Here is a 21,208-nt window from a genome sequence, read left to right as displayed (position 1 = left end):
GCGGTTGCCTGACCACCGCGGCGATCGCTGTGCACACCCCACAAAGCAGGCGAGGAGACCGGCGCCGGCCACGAACGCTCCGCCCTCCCCCGCGGGCATCGTCGCACCATGACGCCCATCTGCGAGATGCCCCACCGCCGCGCAGGCCGACCGGACGAGCCGGCGCTGCTGCTGGCCGCGCAAGCACACGACGGCCCCGGGCGTGCCGAGCTCGTCGAGGCCTACATGCCGCTGATCGGCTCCGTCGCGCACCGCTACCGCGGGGCTCGTGCGGTCAACCACTCCGAGCTGATGCAGGAGGGCATCGTCGGCCTCCTGCGCGCGGTCGACCGCTACGACCCCGGACGGGAGACGCCGTTCTGGGCCTATGCCTCGTTCTGGGTGCGCCAGGCGATGCAGCAGCTGGTCGCCGAGCTGACCTGGCCGGTCGTGCTGTCGGACCGCGCGCTGCGCCAGCTCGCACGGATCCGCGCCGCCGAGCGCCGCTTCGCCCAGGACGAGGGCCGCTCGCCGTCGGTCTCCGAGCTGGGCGCGGCGGCGGGTCTCGGGCCGGAGCACCTCGGCCTCCTGCTCGCCGCGGAGCGATCGCCACGCGGGTTCGACGAGCCGGTCGTCGCCGACCGCGGCGCGGGCAGCGCGCTGGGCGAGATGCTCAGCGACCCGGCCGCCGAGGACCCCTTCGACCGGATCCCGTCGCGCGACGCGGCCGACCGGTTGTGCGAGGTCTTCGATGTGCTCAGCGAGCGTGAGCGCATGGTGGTGACCGAGCACTACGGCCTTCACGGCGAGCCGCGCACGCTCCGCACGATCGCCGCCGAGCTGAGCGTCAGCGCCGAGCGCGTCCGCCAGATCGAGCAGGGCGCGCTGGACAAGCTGCGCGACTCGTGCGACGCGGGGTGCTGAGCGATGCCCGATCCCGACCTGTTCCTCGAGCGCCGTCTGTTCGCCCGCTACGCCGACCCCGGCGATCCGGTCGACGCCGAGGTGCTGATCCGGCGCTACCTGCCGCTCGCCCGCTCGCTCGCCGCGCGCTTTCGCTCGAGCAGCGAGCCGTTCGACGACCTGCTCCAGGTCGCGGTGCTCGGGTTGTTGAAGGCCATCCGGCGGTTCGACCCCCACCGGGGGATCATGTTCTCGTCCTACGCGACGCCGACGATCATGGGCGAGCTGCGCCGCCACTTCCGCGACACCACGTGGCTGATCCACGTGCCACGCGACCTCAAGGTCCTGGGCCTGCGCGTCGACCGCAGCGCGTCCGAGCTGGCCCTGGAGACCGGGCGACGGCCGACGGCCGAGGCGCTCGCGCGCCGCCTCGACTGCGACCGCCGCACCGTGCTGGAGGGCCGGCTGGTCATGCGCGCGCACAACCCGGTCTCGCTCGAGGTGCCGCGCAGCGACGCCGAGAGCGACAGCCTCGGCGACACGATCGGCACCGACGACGCGGGCTTCGGCCGCGCGCTCGAACGCGGCACGGTCGAGGCGATGCTGCGCCGGGCCACGCCCCGCGAGCGCGAGATCCTGCGCCTGCGCTTCGAGGAGGACCTCACCCAGCGCGAGATCGGCCGGCGGGTCGGCCTCTCGCAGATGCACGTCTCGCGGATCCTGCAGGACGTGCTCGCGCGCCTGCGGAGGACCGCGCCCGCCGAATGCCGGCCGGGCGCGCTTGCCGCGGGTGGTCGGCGGTCTACCGCACCACGCAGATGAGCGCGCACGCAGCCTCCGCGACCTCGCTGCCCGAGACGCCCGACCACGACGGCGCCTATCCGCGGCTCGACGACGAGCAGCTCGCGCGCCTCGCGCCGGCCGGCCGCACGCGGACGACGAGGGCGGGCGACGTCCTGTTCCGCGAGGGCGACGAGGACTACGACTTCGTCGTCGTCCTGGAAGGCAGGGTGGCGATCGTCCAGGGCGAGGGCGACGACGAGCGGCTGATCGCCGTCCACGGCCCGCGGCGCTTCCTCGGCGAGCTGGGCCTCCTGACCGGGCAGCCCGCGTTCTTCAGCGCGGTCGTGCACCGGGCGGGCAGCGTCCTCGAGGTCCCGGTCGAACGGCTGCGCGACCTGGCGACCCGCGACAGCGCGCTCGGCGACCTGATCCTGCGCGCCTACCTGATCCGCCGCGAGCTGCTGATCGGCCTCGGCGCCGGGCTGAAGATCGTCGGCTCGCGCTACTCGCCGCGGGCGCGGGAGCTGCGCGACGTCTGCGCCCGCAACCGCGTGCCGCACCGCTGGATCGACCTCGAGGAGGACGCGTCGGCCGAGGACCTCCTGCAGCGGCTCGGCGTCTCGCCGCAGGAGACGCCGGTGGTGATCTGGCACGGAGAGGTCCTGCGCAATCCGACGCCCGGCGAGCTGGCCGGCGCGATCGGGCTGCCCGACCTCCCGACCGCCGTCGAGGTCTGCGACCTCGTGGTCGTCGGCGCCGGCCCGGCCGGGCTGGCCGCCGCCGTCTACGGCGCCTCCGAGGGCCTGGCGACCGTCGCGCTCGACGCCGTCGCGACCGGCGGCCAGGCCGCGACGTCGTCGCGGATCGAGAACTACCTCGGCTTCCCCGCCGGCCTGTCGGGGGCCGAGCTGGCCGAGCGCGCGACGATCCAGGCGCGGAAGTTCGGCGCGCGGCTCGCGGTCCCCGCCACCGCGGTCGCCCTGGACCGCTCCGGCGGTCGCTACGTGATCCGCCTCGCGTCGGGCCAGGCGCTCGAGACGCGCGCGGTCGTGATCGCCACCGGGGCGCGCTACCGCAAGCTCGAGGTGCCGCGCCTGGAGGACTTCGAGTCCAACAGCGTGTACTACGCGGCGACGCTCGTGGAGGCCCAGTGGTGCGCGGGCGCGCCGGTCGTGGTCGTCGGCGGCGGCAACTCGGCCGGGCAGGCGACGACGTTCCTGGCCCGTCATGCCACGGAGGTCCACCTCGTGCTCCGGGAGGACGACCTCGAGGTCAACATGTCGCGCTACCTGGCCGACCGCATCCGCGCGCTGCCCAACGTCCGCGTCCACCGCCACCTCGAGGTGCGCGAGCTGCTCGGCGACCACCGCCTGGAGGCCGTCGTCGTCGAGGACCGGCACAGCGGCGCCCGCAGCCGCCTCGACGCGGAGGCGTTGTTCGTGTTCATCGGCGCCGAGCCGCACACCGAGTGGCTGCGCGGCGTCGTGGCGCTCGACGAGGGCGGCTACGTCATCACCGGCGCCGAGGGCGAGGAGGACGGGCGGCGCGCGCTGCTGCTGGAGACCAACCGGCCGGGCGTGCTCGCCGTCGGCGACGTGCGCAGCGGCTCGATCAAGCGCGTGGCCTCGGCGGTCGGCGAGGGCTCGATGGCCGTGCGCCTCGTGCACGAGCACCTCGGCACGCTGCGCTGACCGTCGATCGAGTCCTACACGTAGGTCTCGTCGTAGTAGCACCAGCGCCAGTCCTCACCCGGCTCCAGCGAGCGGACGATCGGGTGCTCGATCGTCAGCGCGTGCGCCCGCGCGTGGCGCATCGGCGAGGAGTCGCAGCACCCGACGTGGCCGCAGGTCAGGCACAGGCGCAGGTGCACCCACGGCGTGCCGATCCGCAGGCACTCCTCACAGCCCTGCGGCGTGCGCGGGCCGACCGGGCGGATCATCGCGAGATGACGGCAGGAGATGGCCATGTCCTTGTCCATAGGCCGCCCCGGCCCGGCTCCCAATGCGGCCGGCGCCGTCACGTCCGCCCGGCGGTCGCCGCGCGCCGAGGCGCGGCGCGCAGCAGCAGCACGTCCAGGACGCCGGCGCGGTGTCACGCACGCAGCGGTCAGCCCGGCTCGACGAGGCCGTAGTCGCCGTCGTAGCGCAGGTAGAGCACCTTGCCGCGCCCGTCGTCCTCATCGATGAAGTACAGGAACCGGTGGTCGAGCACGTCCATCTCGCTGCGCGCGACGGCCAGCGGCAGCGGCTCCGAGTACCGGCTGGGCTCGGGCACGACCGGCGGGCCCTCGCCGGCCAGCGCGCTGCCCTGCGGGTGCAGCAGGCCGACGCGGCCGTCGTCGCGCCAGTGCACGACGACGTCCTCGCGGGTGAGCACGTGGACGAACAGCCGGAACTCCTGGTCGTCGTCGAGCAGGTCGGCGACCGCCGAGAGCGTCGGCTCGGGCTCCACGGAGTAGGTGCGGCGGTGGACGATCCGGCGCTCCTCGGCCGGCTTGCGCGCGACCTCGGGACGCTGGCGCTCCAGCCGCCGCAGGTCGGCGATCCCGCGGGCGATCACGCGCGGCTCGTTGCGCAGCGCGACCTCCTCGTCGCGGGTCCGGCGCAGCTGGCGGCGCAGGCGCTCGACGGCGGCCGCCGCCGCGGTGATCGCGGTCGGCCCGAGCGCGTGCGCGGCCAGCACGCGGCCGCGGTCGGGCGCGCTGGCGTCGGCGACGAACGGCCGCTGCGCGTTCGGGCCGGAGCGGGCCGGGCCCGGCCGGACGGTCAGCCGGACCTCCGGCGGCGGGTCGTCGACCAGCCGCTCCAGGCCGGCGACGCGGCGGCGGATCTGCTCGACGAGCCGCGGGGGCACGTCCGGCGCGCTGACCTCGATCTCCATCAGCCCTCACCCCCACCGCTCAAGGCGTACAAGATGGCCTGCTCGACCGGCACGCGGTTGGCCGCCTGGCGCCAGATGACGGAGCGGCGATGGTCGACGACCGCCGCCCGGATCTCCTCCCCGCGGTGCACGGGCAGCTGGTGCAGGACGATCGCCCGCGCCGCCGCGTGCTCGACCAGCGGCGGCGTCACGCAGTACGGCGCCAGCCGCTCGTGCAACCGCCGCCGCTCGACCGGGTCGGCGGGCCGCGGCCACGGGCCGGTGACGATCGCGTCGGCGTCGGCCACGGCCTCGCGCGGCTCCTCGACGAGCGCGACCTGGCCGCCGTGCAGCTCGCCCAGGATCGCCGCGCCCGCGACGTCCTCGGGCTCCGGGCCGTGGCCGGGCGGCGCGGCGACGCGCACGGTCATCCCGGCCAGCGCGCCGATCGTCAGCAGCGAGCGCGCCGCGTTGCCCGACGGGCCGACGTAGGCGAGCACGAGGCCGTCGAGCTCGCCGAAGTGCTCGCGCACGGTGAAGACGTCGGTCAGCGCCTGGCACGGGTGGTGCTCGGGCGAGCGCGCGTTGACCACCGGGACGGTCGCGGCGCCGGCCAGCCGCGCGAGGTCCGGGTCGGGCAGGTCGCGGACGAGGATCGCCGCGCTCCAGCCGGACAGGATCCGCCCGACGTCCTCCGGCGGCTCGTCCTCGTCGTCGAGGTCGTGGGGGCGCATCGTGACCGGCTCCATCCCGAGCCGATGCGCGGCCACCTGCGCCGAGAGGCCGGCGCGGGTCGTCGGGACCTCGTACAGGCAGGCCAGCGCCGCGCCCGCCAGCGCGCCGGTCCAGCCGGCGGGCTCGGCCTTCATCCGGCCGGCGAGGGCGAGCAGCTCGTCGAGCGCGACCCGCGTCAGGTCGGTCGCCCGCAGGAGGTCGGGCGGCCAGTCGATCGACGTCGTTCCCACCCACCCGCTCATGACGCCGCCGCCGGCGACGCCGGGGCCGGTGCGTCGCCGGCCTGCGGCGCCAGCCACGCGCGCAGCGCGGGCTCGGGATGGGCGCCGACGCGGCGGTCGACCTCGGCGCCGTCGCGCAGCAGGACCAGCAGCGGGATGCCCTGGACCTCGTAGCGCCCGGCGATCTCGGGCGCCTCGTCGGTGTTGAGCTTGACCACCTTCAGCCGCCCGGCCAGCTCGCCCGCCAGCCGCTGCACCGCCGGCGAGACCATCCGGCACGGCCCGCACCACGGCGCCCAGAAGTCGACGAGGACCGGGATCGAGGCCCGGATCTCCTCGGCGAACGTGGCGGCCGTCGCGTCCACGACCCAGGGCAGCGCGTTGTGGCAGTTCCCGCAGCGCGGGATGCCCTCGGCGGCGGGCGCGAGGCGGTTCTTGCGCCCGCAGTGCGGGCAGACGACGATCGCCGTGGCGGCGGGCATGGCCGGCGGTCAGCTCCCGGAGGCGCTGTCGCCGCCGCTGCCCTGGTCGCTGTCGCCCTCGCGGATCTGGACCTGGCGCGGCCTGGACTGCTCGGGCTTGGGCACGCGGACCTCGAGGACGCCGTGGTGCAGGCGCGCCTGGGGCTCGACGTCGCCGCTCAGCCCGGGCAGCGTCACCGAGTACTCGAACTCACCCACGCGTCGTGTGCGACGGCGCAGGATGCCCGCGCGCTCGCGCTCGGTGATCGCGCCGCGGATCGTCAGCTCGCCCTCGTCGGTCTCGACGTGGACGTCCTCGGCGCGCGCGCCGGGCAGCTCGGCCTCCAGGATCCAGGCGTCGTCGGTCTCCTCGATGTCGACGTCGGGGATCCACGGCCGGACCACCTCGGCCGGCACGCCCATCATCTGCTCCAGGATCTGGGCGGTCTGCTGCTGGATCTCCTCCAGCTCGCGGTACGGCTGGTAGCGCTGCGCGGGCTGCATGTGCTGCGGGGTGCGGCCGCCGTTGTGGCGTCGTACGAGCACGGCCATGGGGTCCTCCTTCACGTCGTTGCCGGTGTCCCGGCTCCTAGGCCGCGGACCGCCCTTGCCAAGCCCCCGTCCCGCCCTAGGTGAAGGCACGAACCCCAACCGCACGTCAACGAGGAGGGACCGACGATGGCCAAGGCCGTCGGCATCGACCTGGGCACCACCAACTCCGTCGTGGCCGCGACCATGGAGGGCGGGCACGCGGAGGTCATCCCGAACGCGGAGGGCGCGCGGACCACCCCGTCCGTGGTCGCGTTCACCGACGACGGGCAGCGACTCGTCGGGCAGGTCGCCAAGCGCCAGGCGATCCTCAACCCCGAGGCCACCATCTACTCCGCCAAGCGCTTCGTCGGGCGCAAGTGGGACGAGGTCTCCGAGGAGAGCAAGATCGTCTCCTACAAGGTGGTCAGGGGGCCCAACGACGCGGTCCGCTTCGAGGTCCGCGGCAGGCAGCAGGCGCCCGAGGAGATCTCGGCGCTGGTCCTGCGCAAGCTGGCCGAGGACGCCGCGAAGTTCCTCGGCGAGCGCGTCACCGAGGCGGTCATCACCGTCCCCGCGTACTTCAACGACGCCCAGCGCCAGGCGACCAAGGACGCCGGCAAGATCGCCGGCCTCGAGGTCCTGCGCATCATCAACGAGCCGACCGCGGCCGCCCTGGCCTACGGCCTGGACAAGAAGGGGTCGGAGACCGTGCTGGTCTTCGACCTCGGCGGCGGCACCTTCGACGTCTCGATCCTCGACGTCGGCGACGGCGTCGTGGAGGTCCGCTCGACCAGCGGCGACGGCCACCTCGGCGGCGACGACTTCGACAAGCGCGTCGTCGACTGGCTGGCCGACGAGTTCAGGAAGGACCAGGGCATCGACCTGCGCGCCGATCCGCAGGCGCTGCAGCGCCTCTACGAGGGCGCCGAGCGCGCGAAGGTCGAGTTGTCGTCCTCGACCCAGGCGCAGATCAACCTGCCGTTCATCACCGCCGACGCCGCGGGGCCCAAGCACCTCAACATCACGATCACCCGCGCGCAGTTCGAGCAGTTGAGCAGGGACCTGGTCGAGCGCACGCGCGGCCCGGTCGAGCAGGCGCTGGGCGACGCGAAGCTCAGCGCCGACGACATCGACGAGGTCATCCTCGTCGGCGGCTCGACGCGGATCCCGGCCGTCCAGGACCTCGTGCGCCGGCTGACCGGCGGCAAGGACCCCAACATGACGGTCAACCCCGACGAGGTCGTGGCGCTCGGCGCGGCGATCCAGGCCGGCGTGCTCAAGGGCGAGGTCGAGGACGTCGTCCTGCTCGACGTCACGCCGCTGTCGCTGGGGCTGGAGACCATGGGCGGCGTGATGACCAAGGTCATCGAGCGCAACACGACGATCCCGGCGCGGCGGACCGAGACGTTCACCACCGCCGAGGACGACCAGACCGCGGTCGACGTCGTCGTCCTGCAGGGCGAGCGCGAGCTGGCCGCCGACAACCGCCAGCTCGCCCGCTTCCGGCTGGAGGGCATCCCGCCCGCGCCGCGCGGCGTGCCGCAGATCGAGGTCACGTTCGACCTCGACGCCAACGGCATCCTCAACGTGTCGGCCAAGGACCTCTCCAGCGGCAGGGAGCAGACGGTCACGATCTCCGAGAGCGCGAACCTCGACCCGTCCGACGTCGAGCGCATGGTCAGCGAAGCTCAGCAACACGCCCAGGAGGACCGCCGCCGCCGCGAGGAGATCGACGCGCGCAACGAGCTCGACTCGCTCGCCTATCGCGTCGAGCAGCTCGCCGCCGACCTCGGAGACAGCCTGCCCGTCAACGAGAAGGCGCGGGCCGACCAGCTCGTCGCCGACGCGCGCCAGGCGATCTCCGAGCAGGCCGGGCTGGATCGCGTGCGGCCGCTGATCGCCGACCTCGAGCAGCTCGTCCACGCGCTGCCGGCGTCCGCGCAGCAGCCATCGGCGGCCGGCGGCCCGGACGGAGGCGGCAACGGCAACGGCGACGGCGGAGCGGGCGCGACCGACGACGACGAGGTCGTCGATGCGGAGTTCACCCGTGAGTGAGCAGCAGGAGCACCCGCCCGAGACCGCCGAGCTCGAGGCCGAGGTCGCGCGCCTGGACGACCGGTTCAGGCGCGCGCGAGCCGACCTGGACAACTACCGCAAGCGCACCGCCAGGGACGTCGACCGGCTGGTCGCCGAGCGCACCGACGCGCTGATCGGCGACTGGCTGGAGGTCGCCGACAGCGTCGATCGCGCCCTGGCGATCGACGGCGAGGGCGCGGTCGGCGACGGGCTGCGCGCGGTGGCCGACCAGATCGCGGCCACGCTCGCGCGCCAGGGCGTCGAGCGGGCCGGCGCGGCGGGCGAGGCGTTCGACCCCGAGCGCCACGAGGCCGTGGACGTCCGGGCCGCGACCGACCGGCCCGACGGCACGATCGTCGAGGTGGTCCGGCCCGGCTACGTACGCGGCGGCCGCGTGCTGCGCCCCGCGCTCGTGGCGGTGGCGCAGCGACCGCGCGACGACGGCGCCGCGTGATGGCCGTCGGCTACCGCGACTACTACGAGGTGCTCGGCGTGCCGCGCGGGGCGAGCGCCGACGAGATCCGCAGCGCCTACCGCCGCCTCGCGCGCGAGAACCATCCCGACGTCAGCAAGGACCAGGACGCGTCGGCGCGCTTCAGCGAGATCTCCGAGGCCTACGAGGTCCTGCGCGATCCCGAGAAGCGCGCCCAGTACGACCGGCTCGGGCGCGACTGGCGCGCGGGCCAGGACGTCAGCGGCACCGACGGGTTCCGGGGCCGCGACGGTGGCGACGTCCGCTTCGACTTCGGGACCGGCGGCGACGCCGACTTCAGCGACTTCTTCGAGAGCCTGTTCGGCGGCGGCCGTGCCACCTCCCGCGGCGGCCGCCGCCGGCAGCGACCCGGAAGCGGCGGCGACGGGTTCGCGCTGCGCGGCGGCGACCACGAGGCCACGATCGAGCTGACGCTGGAGGAGGCCGCGCGCGGCGGCAGGCGCCGCTTCACGCTCGACGACGGCCGCGACTACGAGGTCACGATCCCGCCCGGCGTGCGCGACGGCCAGCGCATCCGGCTCGCGGGCGAGGGTGCGCCGGGCGTCGGCGGCGGGCCCAGCGGCGACCTCTTCCTGCGCGTGCGCCTGCGCCCGCACCCGCGCTTCCGGGTCGACGGCCGCGACCTCGAGGTCGACCTGCCGGTCGCGCCGTGGGAAGCGGCGCTCGGCGCCAGGGTCCCGGTGCCGACGCTCGACGGCGACGCGACGGTCAAGGTCCCGGGCGGCTCGTCCAGCGGGCGCCGCCTGCGGCTTGCCGGCCAGGGCATGCCCGGCCCGGGCGGTGAGCGGGGCGACCTGTACGCGATCGTCAAGATCGTCGTCCAGAGGAGGCTCAGGCGCGACGAGAAGCGGGCCTACCAGCAGCTCGCCGAGGCGTCGGAGCGGTTCGACCCGCGGAGCGCGGCAGCATGACCACGACCGTCCTCGAGGTCCGCGCCGTGGCCGTCGCGCGGGAGCCCGCGATCGAGCGGCTCGCGCGCGAGTCCGGCCTGCACCCCGACGTCGTGCGCCGGCTCGTCGGCCTCGGGCTCGTCCGCCCCACCTACTCCCCCGCCGCGCCGGCGCTGCTGGCTCAGGCGGCGCGCCTGCGCCGCGACCTCGGCCTCGACTACTCCGCCGCCGTGCTGGTCTGCGAGCTGCTGGCGCGCATCGACGACCTCCAAGCGCAACTGAACCGCTCCCGTCCGAGGTGACCTGATGGATCCCGAACGCCTGACCCAGAAGTCCCAGGAGGCGCTGCACGACGCCCAGACCAAGGCGCTGCGCTACGGACACACCGAGATCGACGTCGAGCACCTGCTGCTCGCGTTGCTCGACCAACCCGACGGCCTCGTTCCGCGGCTGCTGGCGCGCAGCGGCGTCGACGTCGACGCGCTGCGCGCCGCGGTCGAGCAGGCGCTGGAGCGCCGGCCGCGCGTCAGCGGCGCGGGCGGCGGCCAGCCGGCCGTCTCGCGCGCGCTGGGGCTGCTGCTCGACGACGCCCAGCAGGAGGCCGCGCGGCTGAGGGACGAGTACGTCTCGGTCGAGCACCTGCTGCTGGCGCTGCTCGCCTCCGGCTCGCGCACCGGCGCCGGGCGCCTGCTGGCCCAGCACGGCGCCGACCGCGACCGCTTCCTGTCGGTGCTGACCGAGGTCCGCGGCAGCCAGCGCGTGACCAGCGCGACGCCCGAGTCCTCCTACGAGGCGCTGGAGAAGTACGGCCGCGACCTCGTCGCCGAGGCGCGCCTGGGCAGGATGGACCCGGTGATCGGGCGCGACGAGGAGATCCGCCGCGTCATCCAGATCCTCTCGCGCAAGACCAAGAACAACCCGGTGCTCGTCGGCGACCCCGGCGTCGGCAAGACCGCGATCGTCGAGGGGCTCGCCCAGCGCGTCGTCCGCGGCGACGTCCCCGAGGGCCTGCGCGACAAGACGGTGTTCTCGCTCGACATCGCGTCGGTGCTGGCCGGGGCGAAGTACCGCGGCGAGTTCGAGGAGCGCCTGCAGGCCGTCCTGACCGAGGTCAAGGCCGCCGAGGGTCGCATACTGCTGTTCATCGATGAGCTTCACACTGTGGTCGGCGCCGGCGGCGGCGAGGGCGCGATGGACGCCGGCAACATGCTCAAGCCGATGCTCGCCCGCGGCGAGCTGCACTGCATCGGCGCGACGACGCTCGACGAGTACCGCAAGCACATCGAGAAGGACGCCGCGCTGGAGCGCCGCTTCCAGCCCGTGGTCGTCGACGAGCCGTCGGTGGCCGACACGATCTCGATCCTCCGCGGCCTGCGCGAGCGCTTCGAGGTCCATCACGGCGTCCGCATCCAGGACGCCGCGCTGGTCGCCGCCGCGACGCTGAGCCACCGCTACATCACCGACCGCTTCCTGCCCGACAAGGCCATCGACCTGGTCGACGAGGCCTGCGCGGTGATCCGCACCGAGATCGACTCGATGCCCGCCGAGCTCGACCAGATCACCCGCCGCGCGATGCGGCTGGAGATCGAGGAGGCGGCGCTGACCAAGGAGACCGACGCGGCCAGCCGGGAGCGCCTGGAGGCGCTGCGCAAGGAGCTGGCCGACCTGCGCGCGCAGGCCGACGCGATGACCGCGCAGTGGGAGGCCGAGCGCAACGCCATCAAGAAGCTCCAGGCGCTGCGGGCCGAGCTCGAGGACGTGCGCCGCCAGGTCGAGGAGGCCGAGCGCGCCTACGACCTCAACCGCGCGGCCGAGCTGCGCCACGGCACGCTGCCCCAGCTCGAGCAGCGCCTGCGCGGCGAGGAGGAGCGGCTGGAGAGCAAGCAAGGCGGGACCCGCCTGCTGCGCGAGGAGGTCACCGAGGACGAGATCGCCGAGGTCGTCGCGCGCTGGACGGGCATCCCGGTCGCCCGCCTGGTCGAGGGCGAGCGCGAGAAGCTGCTGCGCCTCGACGAGGTCCTGCACGAGCGCGTCATCGGCCAGGACGAGGCGGTCCAGCTCGTCGCCGACGCGGTCATCCGCGCGCGCTCGGGGATCAAGGACCCGCGCCGTCCGATCGGCTCGTTCCTGTTCCTCGGGCCGACCGGCGTCGGCAAGACCGAGCTGTCGCGCGCACTGGCGCAGACGCTGTTCGACTCCGAGGACAACATGGTCCGGCTCGACATGTCCGAGTACCAGGAGCGCCACACGGTCAGCCGCCTGATGGGCGCGCCTCCCGGCTACGTCGGATTCGAGGAGGGCGGTCAGCTGACCGAGGCGGTGCGCCGCAAGCCCTACTCGGTGGTGCTCTTCGACGAGATCGAGAAGGCCCACCCCGACGTGTTCAACACGCTGTTGGCGATCCTCGACGACGGCCGGCTGACCGATGCGCAGGGCCGCACGGTCAACTTCCAGAACACGGTCGTGATCATGACCTCCAACATCGGCTCGATGCACCTGCTCGACGGGATGACGCAGGAGGGCGAGATCGCCACGGAGGCGCGCGAGCGCGTGATGGGCGAGCTGCGCGGCCACTTCCGGCCCGAGTTCCTCAACCGCGTCGACGACATCGTGCTGTTCAAGCCGCTGACCCTCGACGAGATCGAGCAGATCGCCGAGCTGCAGATCGAGTCGGTCCAGCGGCGCCTGGCCGACCGCCGGATGACGCTGGAGCTCAGCCACGCGGCGCGCCGCCACATCGCCGAGCAGGGCTACGACCCCGTCTACGGCGCCCGGCCGCTGCGCCGCTACATCCAGCGCGACGTCGAGACGCGGATCGCGCGGGCGCTGCTGGCCGGCGACATCCGCGACGGGGCGACGATCCGGCTCGACGTCCGCGACGGCGAGCTGGTCGTCACGTGGTCCAACCCCGGCGGCGACGCGCTCGACGAGCTCGGCTCCGCCGCCGGCTCGCCGCCGCAGCCGGCCGAGGTCGCGTGAGCGCTCCCGCCGACCGGACACCACGGCGGCGGCGGCGCGACGCGCGCGCCCCCTCGCGCCTGGAGGCGGGGATCGCCCGCCAGCTGAGCCGCAGGGCGGTCAAGCGCGCGCGGATCCAGCTGCTCGTCCTGGCCCCGGCCGTGGCCGGGGTGCTGCTCGTCTACCACTACCGGATCGAGCTGTTCGGCCGCCAGTGGGACACCGTCGTGCGCGTGATCACCGCCGTCGCCCTCGTGGCGCTCGGCTGGCAGGTGGCCCGCGACGTCGGCCGCTCGCTCGGGCCGGCCCTCTTCCGCCGCCTGGAGCCGGCGACGGCGGGGACCGCCGGCTTCGTGATCCGCCTGGCCACGATGGTCGCCGCGGTGATCCTCGCGCTGCGCGTCGCGCGGCTGGACCCGCAGACGATCGCGCTCTCGGGCGCCTTCACCGCCGTGATCCTCGGCCTCGCCGCGCAGCAGACGCTCGGCAACCTGATCGCCGGCACGATGCTCGTGAGCGCGCGGCCGTTCCAGGTCGGCGACCGCGTCCGGATGCAGGGCGGCGGCCTGGCGGGATCCGTCGAGGGCGTCGTCGGCTCGTTCGGGTTGTTGTACACCATCCTCACACAGGGCGCCGACGCGATCATGATCCCCAACTCGGTCGTGCTGAGCGTCGCGGTGGCGCCGCTGCGCGAGCCCACGGGCCTGGACGTGCGGGCTCGGCTGCAGCCGAGCGCGACGCCCGTCGAGGTCCAGCAGCGCCTCGAGCAGGCGCTGCGGACGCCGCTGCGCGGTCCGCCGAACGTGACGCTCGAGGAGCTCGACGGCGACGAGGTCGTCGTCCGGATCGGCGCCACGCCCGCGCGGTCCGCCGACGGGCCGGAGCTCGCGAGCGAGGTGCTCGACGCGATCTCCCCGCTGGCCGCCCGGTCGCCGTCCGCGTCGTGAGCGCGCGCCCTTCCGGCGCGCCCGCGGCGGCCTACCACCAGCGATGCACCCCAAGCACGACGACGGAGGTTCACTCGCATGACCCAGCTGATGACCGAGCAGGGGATGGTCCGCGTGCCCGCGGGGACGTGGACCGTCGACCCCGCGCACTCCAGCGTCGCCTTCGAGGTCAAGCACATGATGATCTCGACGGTCCGCGGGCAGTTCCGCGAGTTCGACGGGACGCTGGAGGCGGCCGAGGACGACCCCGCGAACTCGCATGTGCGCGGGACGGCCAGGGTCGCGAGCATCGACACCGGCAGCCCGGACCGCGACGAGCACCTCAAGAGCCCGGACTTCTTCGACGCCGGGCGGTGACGATGGACGCGACCGTGGAGGGCGCCGGCGAGGATCCGTGGGGCGCCGAGCGGGTCGGCATCCGCGTGCGCGGGACGGTCGACCGCAAGGACTTCGGGCTGACCTGGCAGCAGCCACTGGCCAAGGGCGGCGTGCTGGTCGGCGAGGAGGTCAGGGTCCTGATCGACGTCTCGGCCGTGCGGGCGTCGTGAGCGGCTCGATGACCGGTAGCGTCCCGTGCGCATGTCGCGATCGGACCTCGAACGGGCGCAGGCCGCGCCGGATCGCTCGGTCATGGAGAGGCTGCTGGCCGACGTCGAGCACCTCGCCTCGATCGGCGGCTGGTCCTGGGACCTGACCACGGGCGAGGCGACGTGGTCGGACGAGCTGTACCGGATCCAGGGCCTCGAGCCGCAGTCGATCCCGGCCGGCCCCGAGCTGCTGCTCGGCGCGGTCCCCGAGGCCGACCGCGGCTACGTGGCGGCGCTGCTGGAGTCCGTCGTGGCCCGCCCCGACAGCGTCCCGCCGGAGGGCATCGAGATCGACTACCGCGTCGTGCGCCCCGACGGCGTGGTCCGCGAGCTGCGCGCGATCGGCCGCATCGAGCGCGATCGCGCGGGCCGGCCGGCGCGCTGGATCGGCGCCGCGCAGGACGTCACCGAGCAGCGCCTGACCGAGCGCGAGCTCAAGGCCCACTACGCGGTCTCGGTCGCGCTGCGCGACTGGGACACCTTCGACGACGGCGTGATGGGCCTGCTCACCCGCCTCGGCGACGCGCTCGACTACCGCCACGGCGCGCTCTGGACCTGGGACGGCGACCGCGGGCACCTGGTCTGCCGCGCGTTCTGGACCTCGCCGGCCGCGGCGAGCAGCGCCGACCCGACCCCGTTCGAGCTCGCCACCCGGGCGATGACGTTCGCGCCCGGCGAGGGCGCGCCCGGCCGCGCGTGGGCCCACGGCCGCCCGGTCGTCGTCGCCGACATGGCGGCCGACCCCAGCTTCGGCCGCCCCCACGCCGCGCGCGAGCTCGGGCTGACCTCGGGCGTCGCCGTCCCCGCGCTGACCGACGACGGGCCGCTGGCCGTGCTGACCTTCTACAGCGGCGACCGCCGGGCCGGGACCCCGAGCCTGGAGCGCACGTTCGGCGCGATCGGCCGCGACGTCGGCGCGTTCCTGGCCCGCCGCCGAGCACAGCTCACCGATCGCACGCTCTCACCCCGCGAGCTCGAGGTGCTGCGGCTCGCCGCCGACGGCCGCTCCGGGCCGGAGATCGCCCGGCAGCTGGTCGTCAGCCTGTCCACCATCAAGACGCACTTCGAGCACATCTACGAGAAGCTCGGGGTCGGTGACCGCGCAGGAGCCGTCGGCTACGCGCTGCGTGCGGGCCTGATCGACTGACGCAGGATCCGCCGATCGCCCGATGGTGCTTCGCCCCCGGCGGCGCCGATGCTGCGCGTGATGACGCACGCCAACGCGCTGATGCGGGCGCTGCCCGACGGGCTCCTGCTGGCCGACGCCTGCGGCCGGATCGTCGAGGTCAACGACGCGTTGTGCACCATGATGGGCTACTCGCGCGACGAGGTCCTGGGCCTGGAGCCGCCCTACCCGTGGTGGCCCGAGGACCAGATCGACGCGATCGCCGGCAGGTTCGCCGCGTCGATGGCCGAGCGCTCGGCGCGCTGGGAGCTGACGTTCCAACGCCGCGACGGCCGGCGCTTCCCGGTCAGCGTCGCGTCCTCGGCGCTGGCCGCCGACGGCGACGGCGTCGCGGGCTTCGCCAGCGTCCTGCGCGACACGACCGACGAGCACCGCGAGCGCGAGCGCCTGCGCGCCGCCGAGGGCCGGCTGCGCCAGGCGCAGCGGATGGCCGACATCGGCAGCTTCGAGGTCGACTACCGGACCGGCGAAGCACGGTGGTCGGAGGAGCTGTTCCGCCTCCTGGGCCTTCCACCCCATCAGGATCCTCAGGCCATCGTCGAGGCGCGGGCGCGGCTGGCCGACCCCGACGGCTCACGCCTGATCGAGGTCGCCAACGCGACGCGCGCCGACGGCGAGCCCCGCGAGCTGCTGCACCACTACCGCCGCGGCGACGAGCTGCGCGTGGCCGAGATGCGGATCGAGCCGCTCGGCGACGAGGACGGCGAGCGCTACGGCGTCCGCGACACGATGCAGGACGTCACCGAGCGCTGCCGCGCCGAGGCCGAGATCCACCTGCAGGCGCACCTGCTCGACGCGGTCGACGTCACGGTCGTCGCGACCGACCTCGCCGGGGTCATCACGCACTGGAACCGCGGCGCCCAGCACGCGCTGGGCTGGAGGCCCGCCGAGGCCATCGGCCGCCCGGTGACCGAGCTGACCACGGTGGCCGGCCGGCTCGGCACGATGGCCGACGTCCTGGACGAGATCCGCGACGCCCGGCAGTGGGAGGGCGAGCTGGAGGTCTCCCGCCGCGACGGCACGACGTTCCCCGGCTACGTCCGCGCCGCCCTGTTCGTCGACCGCGACGGCGCGCCCGCCGGCATCGTCGGCGTCTGCGTCGACGTGTCGGCCCAGATCGAGACCGAGCGCCGCCTGCGCGCCGCCTCCGACTACCAGCGCGCGATCACCGACAGCATGGGCGAGGGCCTCTACACGCTCGACGTCGACGGCCGCCTGATGTACCTCAACCGCGCGGGCGAGGAGCTGCTGGGCTGGCGCTCGTTCGAGCTGGAGGGCGAGCTGATGGACCGCATCACGGGCGGGCCGGGACCGGACGGCGCCGCGGTCCGCAGCCATGAGGACGTCTTCGTCCGGCGCGATGACACCGAGCTCGCCGTCGAGGTGAGCGCGGCGCCGTTCGAGACGGCGGCCGGCGTCCGGGGCACCGTCGTCGTCTTCAAGGACATCACCGAGCGCAAGGAGCGCGAGCGCGAGCTGGAGCGCCAGCTCGAGCGGATCTCCTGGATCGGGCGCCTCCGCGCCGCGCTCGCCGAGGACCGCTTCGAGCTGCACGCCCAGCCGATCGTCGACCTCGCGACCGGCGCGACGGTCCAGCACGAGCTGCTGATCCGGCTGCGCGACGAGGACGGGACGCTGGTCGCGCCCGGGCGGTTCCTCCCGACCGCGGAGCGTTTCGGTCTGATCGGCGACATCGATCAATGGGTCGTCACGCAGGGGATCGGCTACGCCGCGTGCGGCCATCCGGTGGAGGTGAACCTCTCGGCGCAGTCGCTGGGCAACCCCGACCTGCTGGGCGCCATCGGCGCCGAGCTGCGCCGCACCGGCGCCGATCCGCAGCTGCTGGCCTTCGAGATCACCGAGACCGCGATCATCCAGGACGCCGCCGCGGCCGAGTGGTTCATCACCCGCCTGCGCGAGCTCGGCTGCCGCGTGGCGCTCGACGACTTCGGGACCGGCTACGGCGGCTTCACCTACCTCAAGCGGCTGCCGATCGACGACCTCAAGATCGACATCGAGTTCGTCCGCGACCTCACCGAGAGCGCCGCCAGCCAGGAGGTCGTGCGCGCGGTGGTCTCGCTCGCCCGCGGCTTCGGCCAGCGGACGGTCGCCGAGGGCGTCGAGGACGACGCGACCATGGACCTGCTCCGCGAGCTCGGCGTCGACTGCGCCCAGGGCTTCGCGATCGCCCGGCCGGCGCCGGTGGCGGACGTGCTCGGCCGCACCTGAAGGCGACCGCGGGCACGGGCTCAGTCGCCGGCTGAGGCCTCCTGGCCCCCACCGCGGGGCCGGTACGCCGCCTCGCGCACCGCGCGATCGCTCTCGACGAGCGATCCCAGCGCGCCGCCCACCGTCGCCACCGACGCCGCGAACCACGCCAGCCGCGCGTACTCGCCGACGTTCGGTGACGCCGAGACCTGCTCGCGGAACGCGGCGGGCGGGATCGTGACCACGGCCGCGAGCGCCAGGATGAGGACCAGGGCGAGGAACAGCGCCGCGATGCCGATCGCCAGCGTCGTGATCGTGACGACGTTGAACAGCACGACGCGCTCGCGCGCCGCCTCGTTGGCGGTGCGCTCCCAGAGGTCGTGTGCTGCGACGAGCGACGCCAGGATCATGAGCATCGCCAGCGCGCCGACGGCGATCAGCCGCGGCCACGTGCTCGCGTGCGCGATCGACCAGATGCCCGCCGAGCTCAGCGCGTAGGCGCCGGTGCCCAGGGCCGCGGTCGCCGACCGCGACAGGCGGCCCATCACCCGGGCGGGGCGGTTGGCGCGGATCATGCCGGCGAGCAGGCGCAGGTTGTTGCTCACCGCGAGCTGGGTGAAGCGCAGCGAGCCGTGCCGCGCGCCCCGCTCGCCGGGGAGCTCCGCGGCCAGCTCGGCGCTGCGCGCGCTGAGTCGCTCGTCGCGGGCGTCGTCGGGACCCTCGGCCCGGCCCTCGCCGAGCAGCCCGCCCACGAGCTCCACGGCCACGTCGAGCAACCGCTTCTCGACCCCGACCGGTCCGAGAGCGGGAATGCTGATGAGGCCGACGCCATGCGTCGCGCTCGCCGTCGTCGCGACGGGCCGGCGACCGGCGCGCAGCGGCAGCGCCGTCAGCCCGATGCCCAGCTGCCAGCCGCGGTCGAGCATGCGGCGCCGCACCGCGTCCGTGAGCTCCGACGGTCGCGCCGAGGCGTCCGCCGGCACGGCCTCGCACACCTCCACGCGCCAGTCCGTCGCCCGGTCGACGTGCTCGCTCAGCGCCTGCGGAAGGTCCTCGGCGAGCTTCTCGGCGTGGCCGCGGTCGTCCGGCGACGTGACCACCCCGATCACGATGCCGCGGCTCATCACGCCCTGGAGCGGGTCGCGAGCGACATGGTCGGGTCCTACCCGCGCAGGCGCCGCCCGGCGGTGGGACGTACGGCGCACGACACGATCGCGCCGTCCCCGATGACAACGGCGGCTTCCGGCCTAAGGCTGAATCAGACCGCTGTGGCCCGCGTCCGGGTCGCAGTCCGACGACGAAGGGAGCAGGACATGGCCGGTGAGCTCGCAGAGGGGCGCGCCAACCGCACCGCCGGGGCGGTGGCGTCATGATGGCCGTCGTCTACGACGGTCCGCGCGAGGTGGCGGTCAAGCAGGTCGACGACCCGCAGATCGAGCAGCCGACCGACGCGCTGGTCCAGATCACCACCACGAACATCTGCGGGTCGGACCTGCACATGTACGAGGGCCGCACCGACTTCGAGCAGGGCCGGGTCTTCGGCCACGAGAACCTCGGCCAGGTCGTCGAGGTCGGCAGGGGCGTCCAGCGGCTGCAGGTCGGCGACTGGGTCTGCCTGCCGTTCAACGTGGCGTGCGGGTTCTGCGCGAACTGCAACCGCGGCCTGACGAACTACTGCCTCACCGCCCAGCCCGGGGAGAACATGGCCGGCGCCGCCTACGGGTTCGCCGACATGGGCCCGTGGCAGGGCGGCCAGGCCGAGCTGCTGCGCGTGCCGTGGGCCGACTTCAACGCGCTGCGCCTGCCGGAGGACGCCGAGGACAAGCAGGACGACTACGTCATGGTCGCCGACATCTTCCCCACCGGCTGGCACGCCACCGAGATGTCCGGCCTGCAGCCCGGCGAGACGATCGTCGTCTACGGCGGCGGCCCGGTCGGGCTGATGGCCGCCTACTCGGCGACGATCAAGGGCGCCTGCAAGGTGATGGTCGTCGACCGGCACCCCGACCGGCTGCGGCTGGCCGAGTCGATCGGCGCGGTCGCGATCGACGACTCCAGGGAGTCGCCCGTCGACCGTGTGCTCGAGGAGACCAACGGCCTCGGCGCGCACCGCGGCTGCGAGTGCGTGGGCTACCAGGCGCATGACCCGCAGGGTGACGAGCACCCCAACGACACGCTCAACAAGCTCGTTCAGTCGGTGCGGTTCACCGGTGGGATCGGCGTCGTCGGCGTCTACGTCCCCGAGGACCCGGGCGGCCCGGACGAGCTCGAGCAGGACGGCAGGCTCGTCTTCGACTTCGGGATGATGTGGTTCAAGGGCCAGAGGATGGGCACCGGCCAGTGCCCGGTCAAGCGCTACAACCGCCACCTGCGCAACCTCATCCACGCGGGCCGGGCGGAGCCGTCGTTCATCGTCTCGCACCGCCTCGGCCTCGACGCGGCGCCGGACGCCTACCACCACTTCGACTGCCGGGACGACGGCTGGACGAAGGTCCTCCTCAAGCCGCGATCGTGATCGTTACGCCGGCCCGCTCGGCCGCCGCGGCGGCCGCGGCGGGCGGCGGCGTGTCGGTGACGAGGCGCTGGATCGCGCTCGCCTCGCAGACGCGGACCAGGCCGGCCATCGAGAACTTCGCCGAGTCCGCGAGCAGGACGACCTCGGCGGCCGCCTCGATCATCGCGCGCTTGATCGGCACCTCGACCATGGTCGAGTCCCAGACATCGAAGCGGGCGTCGATGGCGCTGGTCCCGAGGAACAGGACGTCGGCCTTGAGCTGGCGCAGCGCGCCCTCGGCGAGGATGCCGACCAGCGACTGGTAGTTGCGGCGCACGGTCCCGCCGGGCAGGATCAGCTCGATCGTCTCGTAGGGCATGAGCTCCTCGTAGACCGCGAGGCTCGAGGTGACGACCGTGAGCGTGCGCCCGTGCAGGTGGCGTGCCGCCTGCAGCGTCGTGGTGCCGATGTCGATCATGACGGTCTGGCCGTCCTCGACCAGCGCGGCGGCCGCGGCGCCGATGGCGTTCTTCTCGTCGTAGCGCTCGATCAGCGTCTGGCCGAACGGCGGCTCGGCGCTGACGGTGACGGCACCGCCGCGCACGCGCTCGATGTGGCCGTCGCGGGCGAGCTCGTCGAGGTCGCGCCGCACGGTCATCTCCGACACGCCGAAGCTCTGCGCGAGCTGGGAGACGTGCGTGGCGCCGCCGCGGATCGCCCGGAGGATCTCCTGACGGCGCTGGGCCGGAATGGTGTGACGGGTCCCGGGCGCAGAGGTCACAGGCGGCGAGCAGCTTCGATCATTCAGCGTGACTTCTAGCAGACGGAGCGGCGGGCCCGGCGACCTTCGCCGGGCCCGCGATTCCGATCCGATCGACGCGGCCGGGAGGGGCGTGA

Annotated in this window: 19 protein-coding genes and 1 pseudogene; 13 read left to right on the top strand and 7 right to left on the bottom strand. The window is 74.1% G+C overall.

The genetic code is table 11. From position 1 onward, the window contains the following. Positions 1–108: 108 nt before the first annotated feature. Genes H030_RS0111365 through H030_RS0111355 form a run of 3 tightly spaced genes read left to right on the top strand, consistent with a single transcriptional unit; the run spans position 109 to position 3,356 of the window. Positions 109–903, top strand: coding sequence for a sigma-70 family RNA polymerase sigma factor (locus H030_RS0111365; protein WP_027006199.1), 795 nt, complete (start codon positions 109–111; stop codon positions 901–903). Between the two features lie 3 nt (positions 904–906). Beyond that, positions 907–1,704, top strand: coding sequence for a sigma-70 family RNA polymerase sigma factor (locus H030_RS31300; protein WP_051222355.1), 798 nt, complete (start codon positions 907–909; stop codon positions 1,702–1,704). Next, positions 1,701–3,356, top strand: a complete 1,656-nt coding sequence (locus tag H030_RS0111355; protein ID WP_035127346.1) for an FAD-dependent oxidoreductase — start codon at positions 1,701–1,703, stop codon at positions 3,354–3,356. Before H030_RS31300 ends, H030_RS0111355 begins: the two co-directional genes overlap by 4 nt. Before the next feature lie 14 nt (positions 3,357–3,370). Here the strand turns inward: H030_RS0111355 and H030_RS0111350 are convergent, their stop codons facing one another. From H030_RS0111350 to H030_RS0111330, 5 genes are all read right to left on the bottom strand, one after another. Then, entirely contained in the window at positions 3,371–3,631 is a 261-nt protein-coding gene (locus H030_RS0111350) for a UBP-type zinc finger domain-containing protein (RefSeq protein WP_035126116.1), read from the bottom strand. Between the two features lie 140 nt (positions 3,632–3,771). Further along, positions 3,772–4,545, bottom strand: a complete 774-nt coding sequence (locus H030_RS0111345) for a sigma 54 modulation/S30EA ribosomal C-terminal domain-containing protein (protein ID WP_027006196.1) — start codon at positions 4,543–4,545, stop codon at positions 3,772–3,774. Further along, positions 4,545–5,501 (bottom strand): ornithine carbamoyltransferase, encoded by a 957-nt coding sequence (locus H030_RS0111340; RefSeq protein ID WP_155891978.1) that lies wholly within the window; start codon positions 5,499–5,501, stop codon positions 4,545–4,547. The genes H030_RS0111345 and H030_RS0111340 overlap by 1 nt, the downstream gene beginning before the upstream one ends. Then, positions 5,498–5,962, bottom strand: coding sequence for a thioredoxin (gene trxA, locus H030_RS0111335; RefSeq protein WP_027006194.1), 465 nt, complete (start codon positions 5,960–5,962; stop codon positions 5,498–5,500). Before trxA ends, H030_RS0111340 begins: the two co-directional genes overlap by 4 nt. A 9-nt stretch (positions 5,963–5,971) precedes the next feature. Then, positions 5,972–6,487: an Hsp20/alpha crystallin family protein gene (locus H030_RS0111330; RefSeq protein WP_196809088.1), complete on the bottom strand. Its 516-nt coding sequence runs from the start codon at positions 6,485–6,487 to the stop codon at positions 5,972–5,974. Positions 6,488–6,619: 132 nt separating this feature from the next. Here H030_RS0111330 and dnaK point away from each other — a divergent pair, with 132 nt between their 5' ends. From dnaK to H030_RS36885, 9 genes and pseudogenes are all read left to right on the top strand, one after another. After that, on the top strand, positions 6,620–8,527 hold the full coding sequence (gene dnaK, locus H030_RS0111325) for a molecular chaperone DnaK (RefSeq protein ID WP_027006192.1): 1,908 nt from the start codon (positions 6,620–6,622) through the stop codon (positions 8,525–8,527). Continuing rightward, complete coding sequence (locus H030_RS31295; protein ID WP_051222352.1) at positions 8,520–9,002, top strand: nucleotide exchange factor GrpE; 483 nt, start codon at positions 8,520–8,522, stop codon at positions 9,000–9,002. Before dnaK ends, H030_RS31295 begins: the two co-directional genes overlap by 8 nt. Continuing rightward, the gene (locus H030_RS0111315) at positions 9,002–9,952 is read left to right on the top strand and encodes a DnaJ C-terminal domain-containing protein (RefSeq protein WP_027006191.1); all 951 of its coding nucleotides are present in this window, start codon (positions 9,002–9,004) and stop codon (positions 9,950–9,952) included. The genes H030_RS31295 and H030_RS0111315 overlap by 1 nt, the downstream gene beginning before the upstream one ends. After that, on the top strand, positions 9,949–10,233 hold the full coding sequence (locus H030_RS0111310; RefSeq protein ID WP_081690697.1) for a chaperone modulator CbpM: 285 nt from the start codon (positions 9,949–9,951) through the stop codon (positions 10,231–10,233). Before H030_RS0111315 ends, H030_RS0111310 begins: the two co-directional genes overlap by 4 nt. A gap of 4 nt (positions 10,234–10,237) precedes the next feature. After that, complete coding sequence (clpB, locus tag H030_RS0111305) at positions 10,238–12,910, top strand: ATP-dependent chaperone ClpB (protein WP_027006189.1); 2,673 nt, start codon at positions 10,238–10,240, stop codon at positions 12,908–12,910. Continuing rightward, positions 12,907–13,836 (top strand): mechanosensitive ion channel domain-containing protein, encoded by a 930-nt coding sequence (locus H030_RS36900; RefSeq protein WP_051222351.1) that lies wholly within the window; start codon positions 12,907–12,909, stop codon positions 13,834–13,836. The genes clpB and H030_RS36900 overlap by 4 nt, the downstream gene beginning before the upstream one ends. A 78-nt stretch (positions 13,837–13,914) precedes the next feature. Further along, positions 13,915–14,384 (top strand): annotated as a pseudogene (locus H030_RS40585) (YceI family protein). Positions 14,385–14,415: 31 nt separating this feature from the next. Then, a complete protein-coding gene (locus H030_RS0111290; protein WP_027006188.1) occupies positions 14,416–15,570 on the top strand; it encodes a LuxR C-terminal-related transcriptional regulator in 1,155 nt (384 codons plus the stop codon). A 60-nt stretch (positions 15,571–15,630) separates the two neighbouring features. After that, positions 15,631–17,838, top strand: coding sequence for a GGDEF domain-containing phosphodiesterase (locus tag H030_RS36885; protein WP_196809087.1), 2,208 nt, complete (start codon positions 15,631–15,633; stop codon positions 17,836–17,838). 20 nt (positions 17,839–17,858) lie between these two features. Here the strand turns inward: H030_RS36885 and H030_RS31275 are convergent, their stop codons facing one another. Further along, a complete protein-coding gene (locus H030_RS31275; protein ID WP_051222347.1) occupies positions 17,859–18,941 on the bottom strand; it encodes a hypothetical protein in 1,083 nt (360 codons plus the stop codon). A gap of 245 nt (positions 18,942–19,186) precedes the next feature. Between H030_RS31275 and H030_RS0111275 the strand changes: the two genes are divergently transcribed. Continuing rightward, a complete protein-coding gene (locus H030_RS0111275; RefSeq protein ID WP_027006187.1) occupies positions 19,187–20,332 on the top strand; it encodes a glutathione-independent formaldehyde dehydrogenase in 1,146 nt (381 codons plus the stop codon). Here H030_RS0111275 and H030_RS0111270 read toward each other — a convergent pair. Then, positions 20,316–21,092, bottom strand: coding sequence for a DeoR/GlpR family DNA-binding transcription regulator (locus H030_RS0111270; RefSeq protein ID WP_231398408.1), 777 nt, complete (start codon positions 21,090–21,092; stop codon positions 20,316–20,318). The two genes, H030_RS0111275 and H030_RS0111270, sit on opposite strands and share 17 nt — an antisense overlap. Positions 21,093–21,208: the final 116 nt, after the last annotated feature.

The organism is Conexibacter woesei Iso977N, from assembly GCF_000424625.1.
GTDB lineage: Bacteria > Actinomycetota > Thermoleophilia > Solirubrobacterales > Solirubrobacteraceae > Baekduia > Baekduia woesei_A.
Note: the sequence above shows the minus strand (reverse complement) of the source record. Positions and strands in the feature narration are given on the sequence as shown.

Excerpts from the sequence above, each read along its gene's own strand:
- H030_RS0111365 (WP_027006199.1), top strand. The coding sequence starts at position 109 with ATGACGCCCATCTGCGAGATGCCCCACCGCCGCGCAGGCCGACCGGAC.
- H030_RS31300 (WP_051222355.1), top strand. The coding sequence starts at position 907 with ATGCCCGATCCCGACCTGTTCCTCGAGCGCCGTCTGTTCGCCCGCTAC.
- H030_RS0111355 (WP_035127346.1), top strand. The coding sequence starts at position 1,701 with ATGAGCGCGCACGCAGCCTCCGCGACCTCGCTGCCCGAGACGCCCGAC.
- H030_RS0111350 (WP_035126116.1), bottom strand. The coding sequence starts at position 3,631 with ATGGCCATCTCCTGCCGTCATCTCGCGATGATCCGCCCGGTCGGCCCG.
- H030_RS0111345 (WP_027006196.1), bottom strand. The coding sequence starts at position 4,545 with ATGGAGATCGAGGTCAGCGCGCCGGACGTGCCCCCGCGGCTCGTCGAG.
- H030_RS0111340 (WP_155891978.1), bottom strand. The coding sequence starts at position 5,501 with ATGAGCGGGTGGGTGGGAACGACGTCGATCGACTGGCCGCCCGACCTC.
- trxA (WP_027006194.1), bottom strand. The coding sequence starts at position 5,962 with ATGCCCGCCGCCACGGCGATCGTCGTCTGCCCGCACTGCGGGCGCAAG.
- dnaK (WP_027006192.1), top strand. The coding sequence starts at position 6,620 with ATGGCCAAGGCCGTCGGCATCGACCTGGGCACCACCAACTCCGTCGTG.
- H030_RS0111315 (WP_027006191.1), top strand. The coding sequence starts at position 9,002 with ATGGCCGTCGGCTACCGCGACTACTACGAGGTGCTCGGCGTGCCGCGC.
- H030_RS0111310 (WP_081690697.1), top strand. The coding sequence starts at position 9,949 with ATGACCACGACCGTCCTCGAGGTCCGCGCCGTGGCCGTCGCGCGGGAG.
- clpB (WP_027006189.1), top strand. The coding sequence starts at position 10,238 with ATGGATCCCGAACGCCTGACCCAGAAGTCCCAGGAGGCGCTGCACGAC.
- H030_RS0111290 (WP_027006188.1), top strand. The coding sequence starts at position 14,416 with ATGTCGCGATCGGACCTCGAACGGGCGCAGGCCGCGCCGGATCGCTCG.
- H030_RS36885 (WP_196809087.1), top strand. The coding sequence starts at position 15,631 with ATGACGCACGCCAACGCGCTGATGCGGGCGCTGCCCGACGGGCTCCTG.
- H030_RS31275 (WP_051222347.1), bottom strand. The coding sequence starts at position 18,941 with ATGAGCCGCGGCATCGTGATCGGGGTGGTCACGTCGCCGGACGACCGC.
- H030_RS0111275 (WP_027006187.1), top strand. The coding sequence starts at position 19,187 with ATGATGGCCGTCGTCTACGACGGTCCGCGCGAGGTGGCGGTCAAGCAG.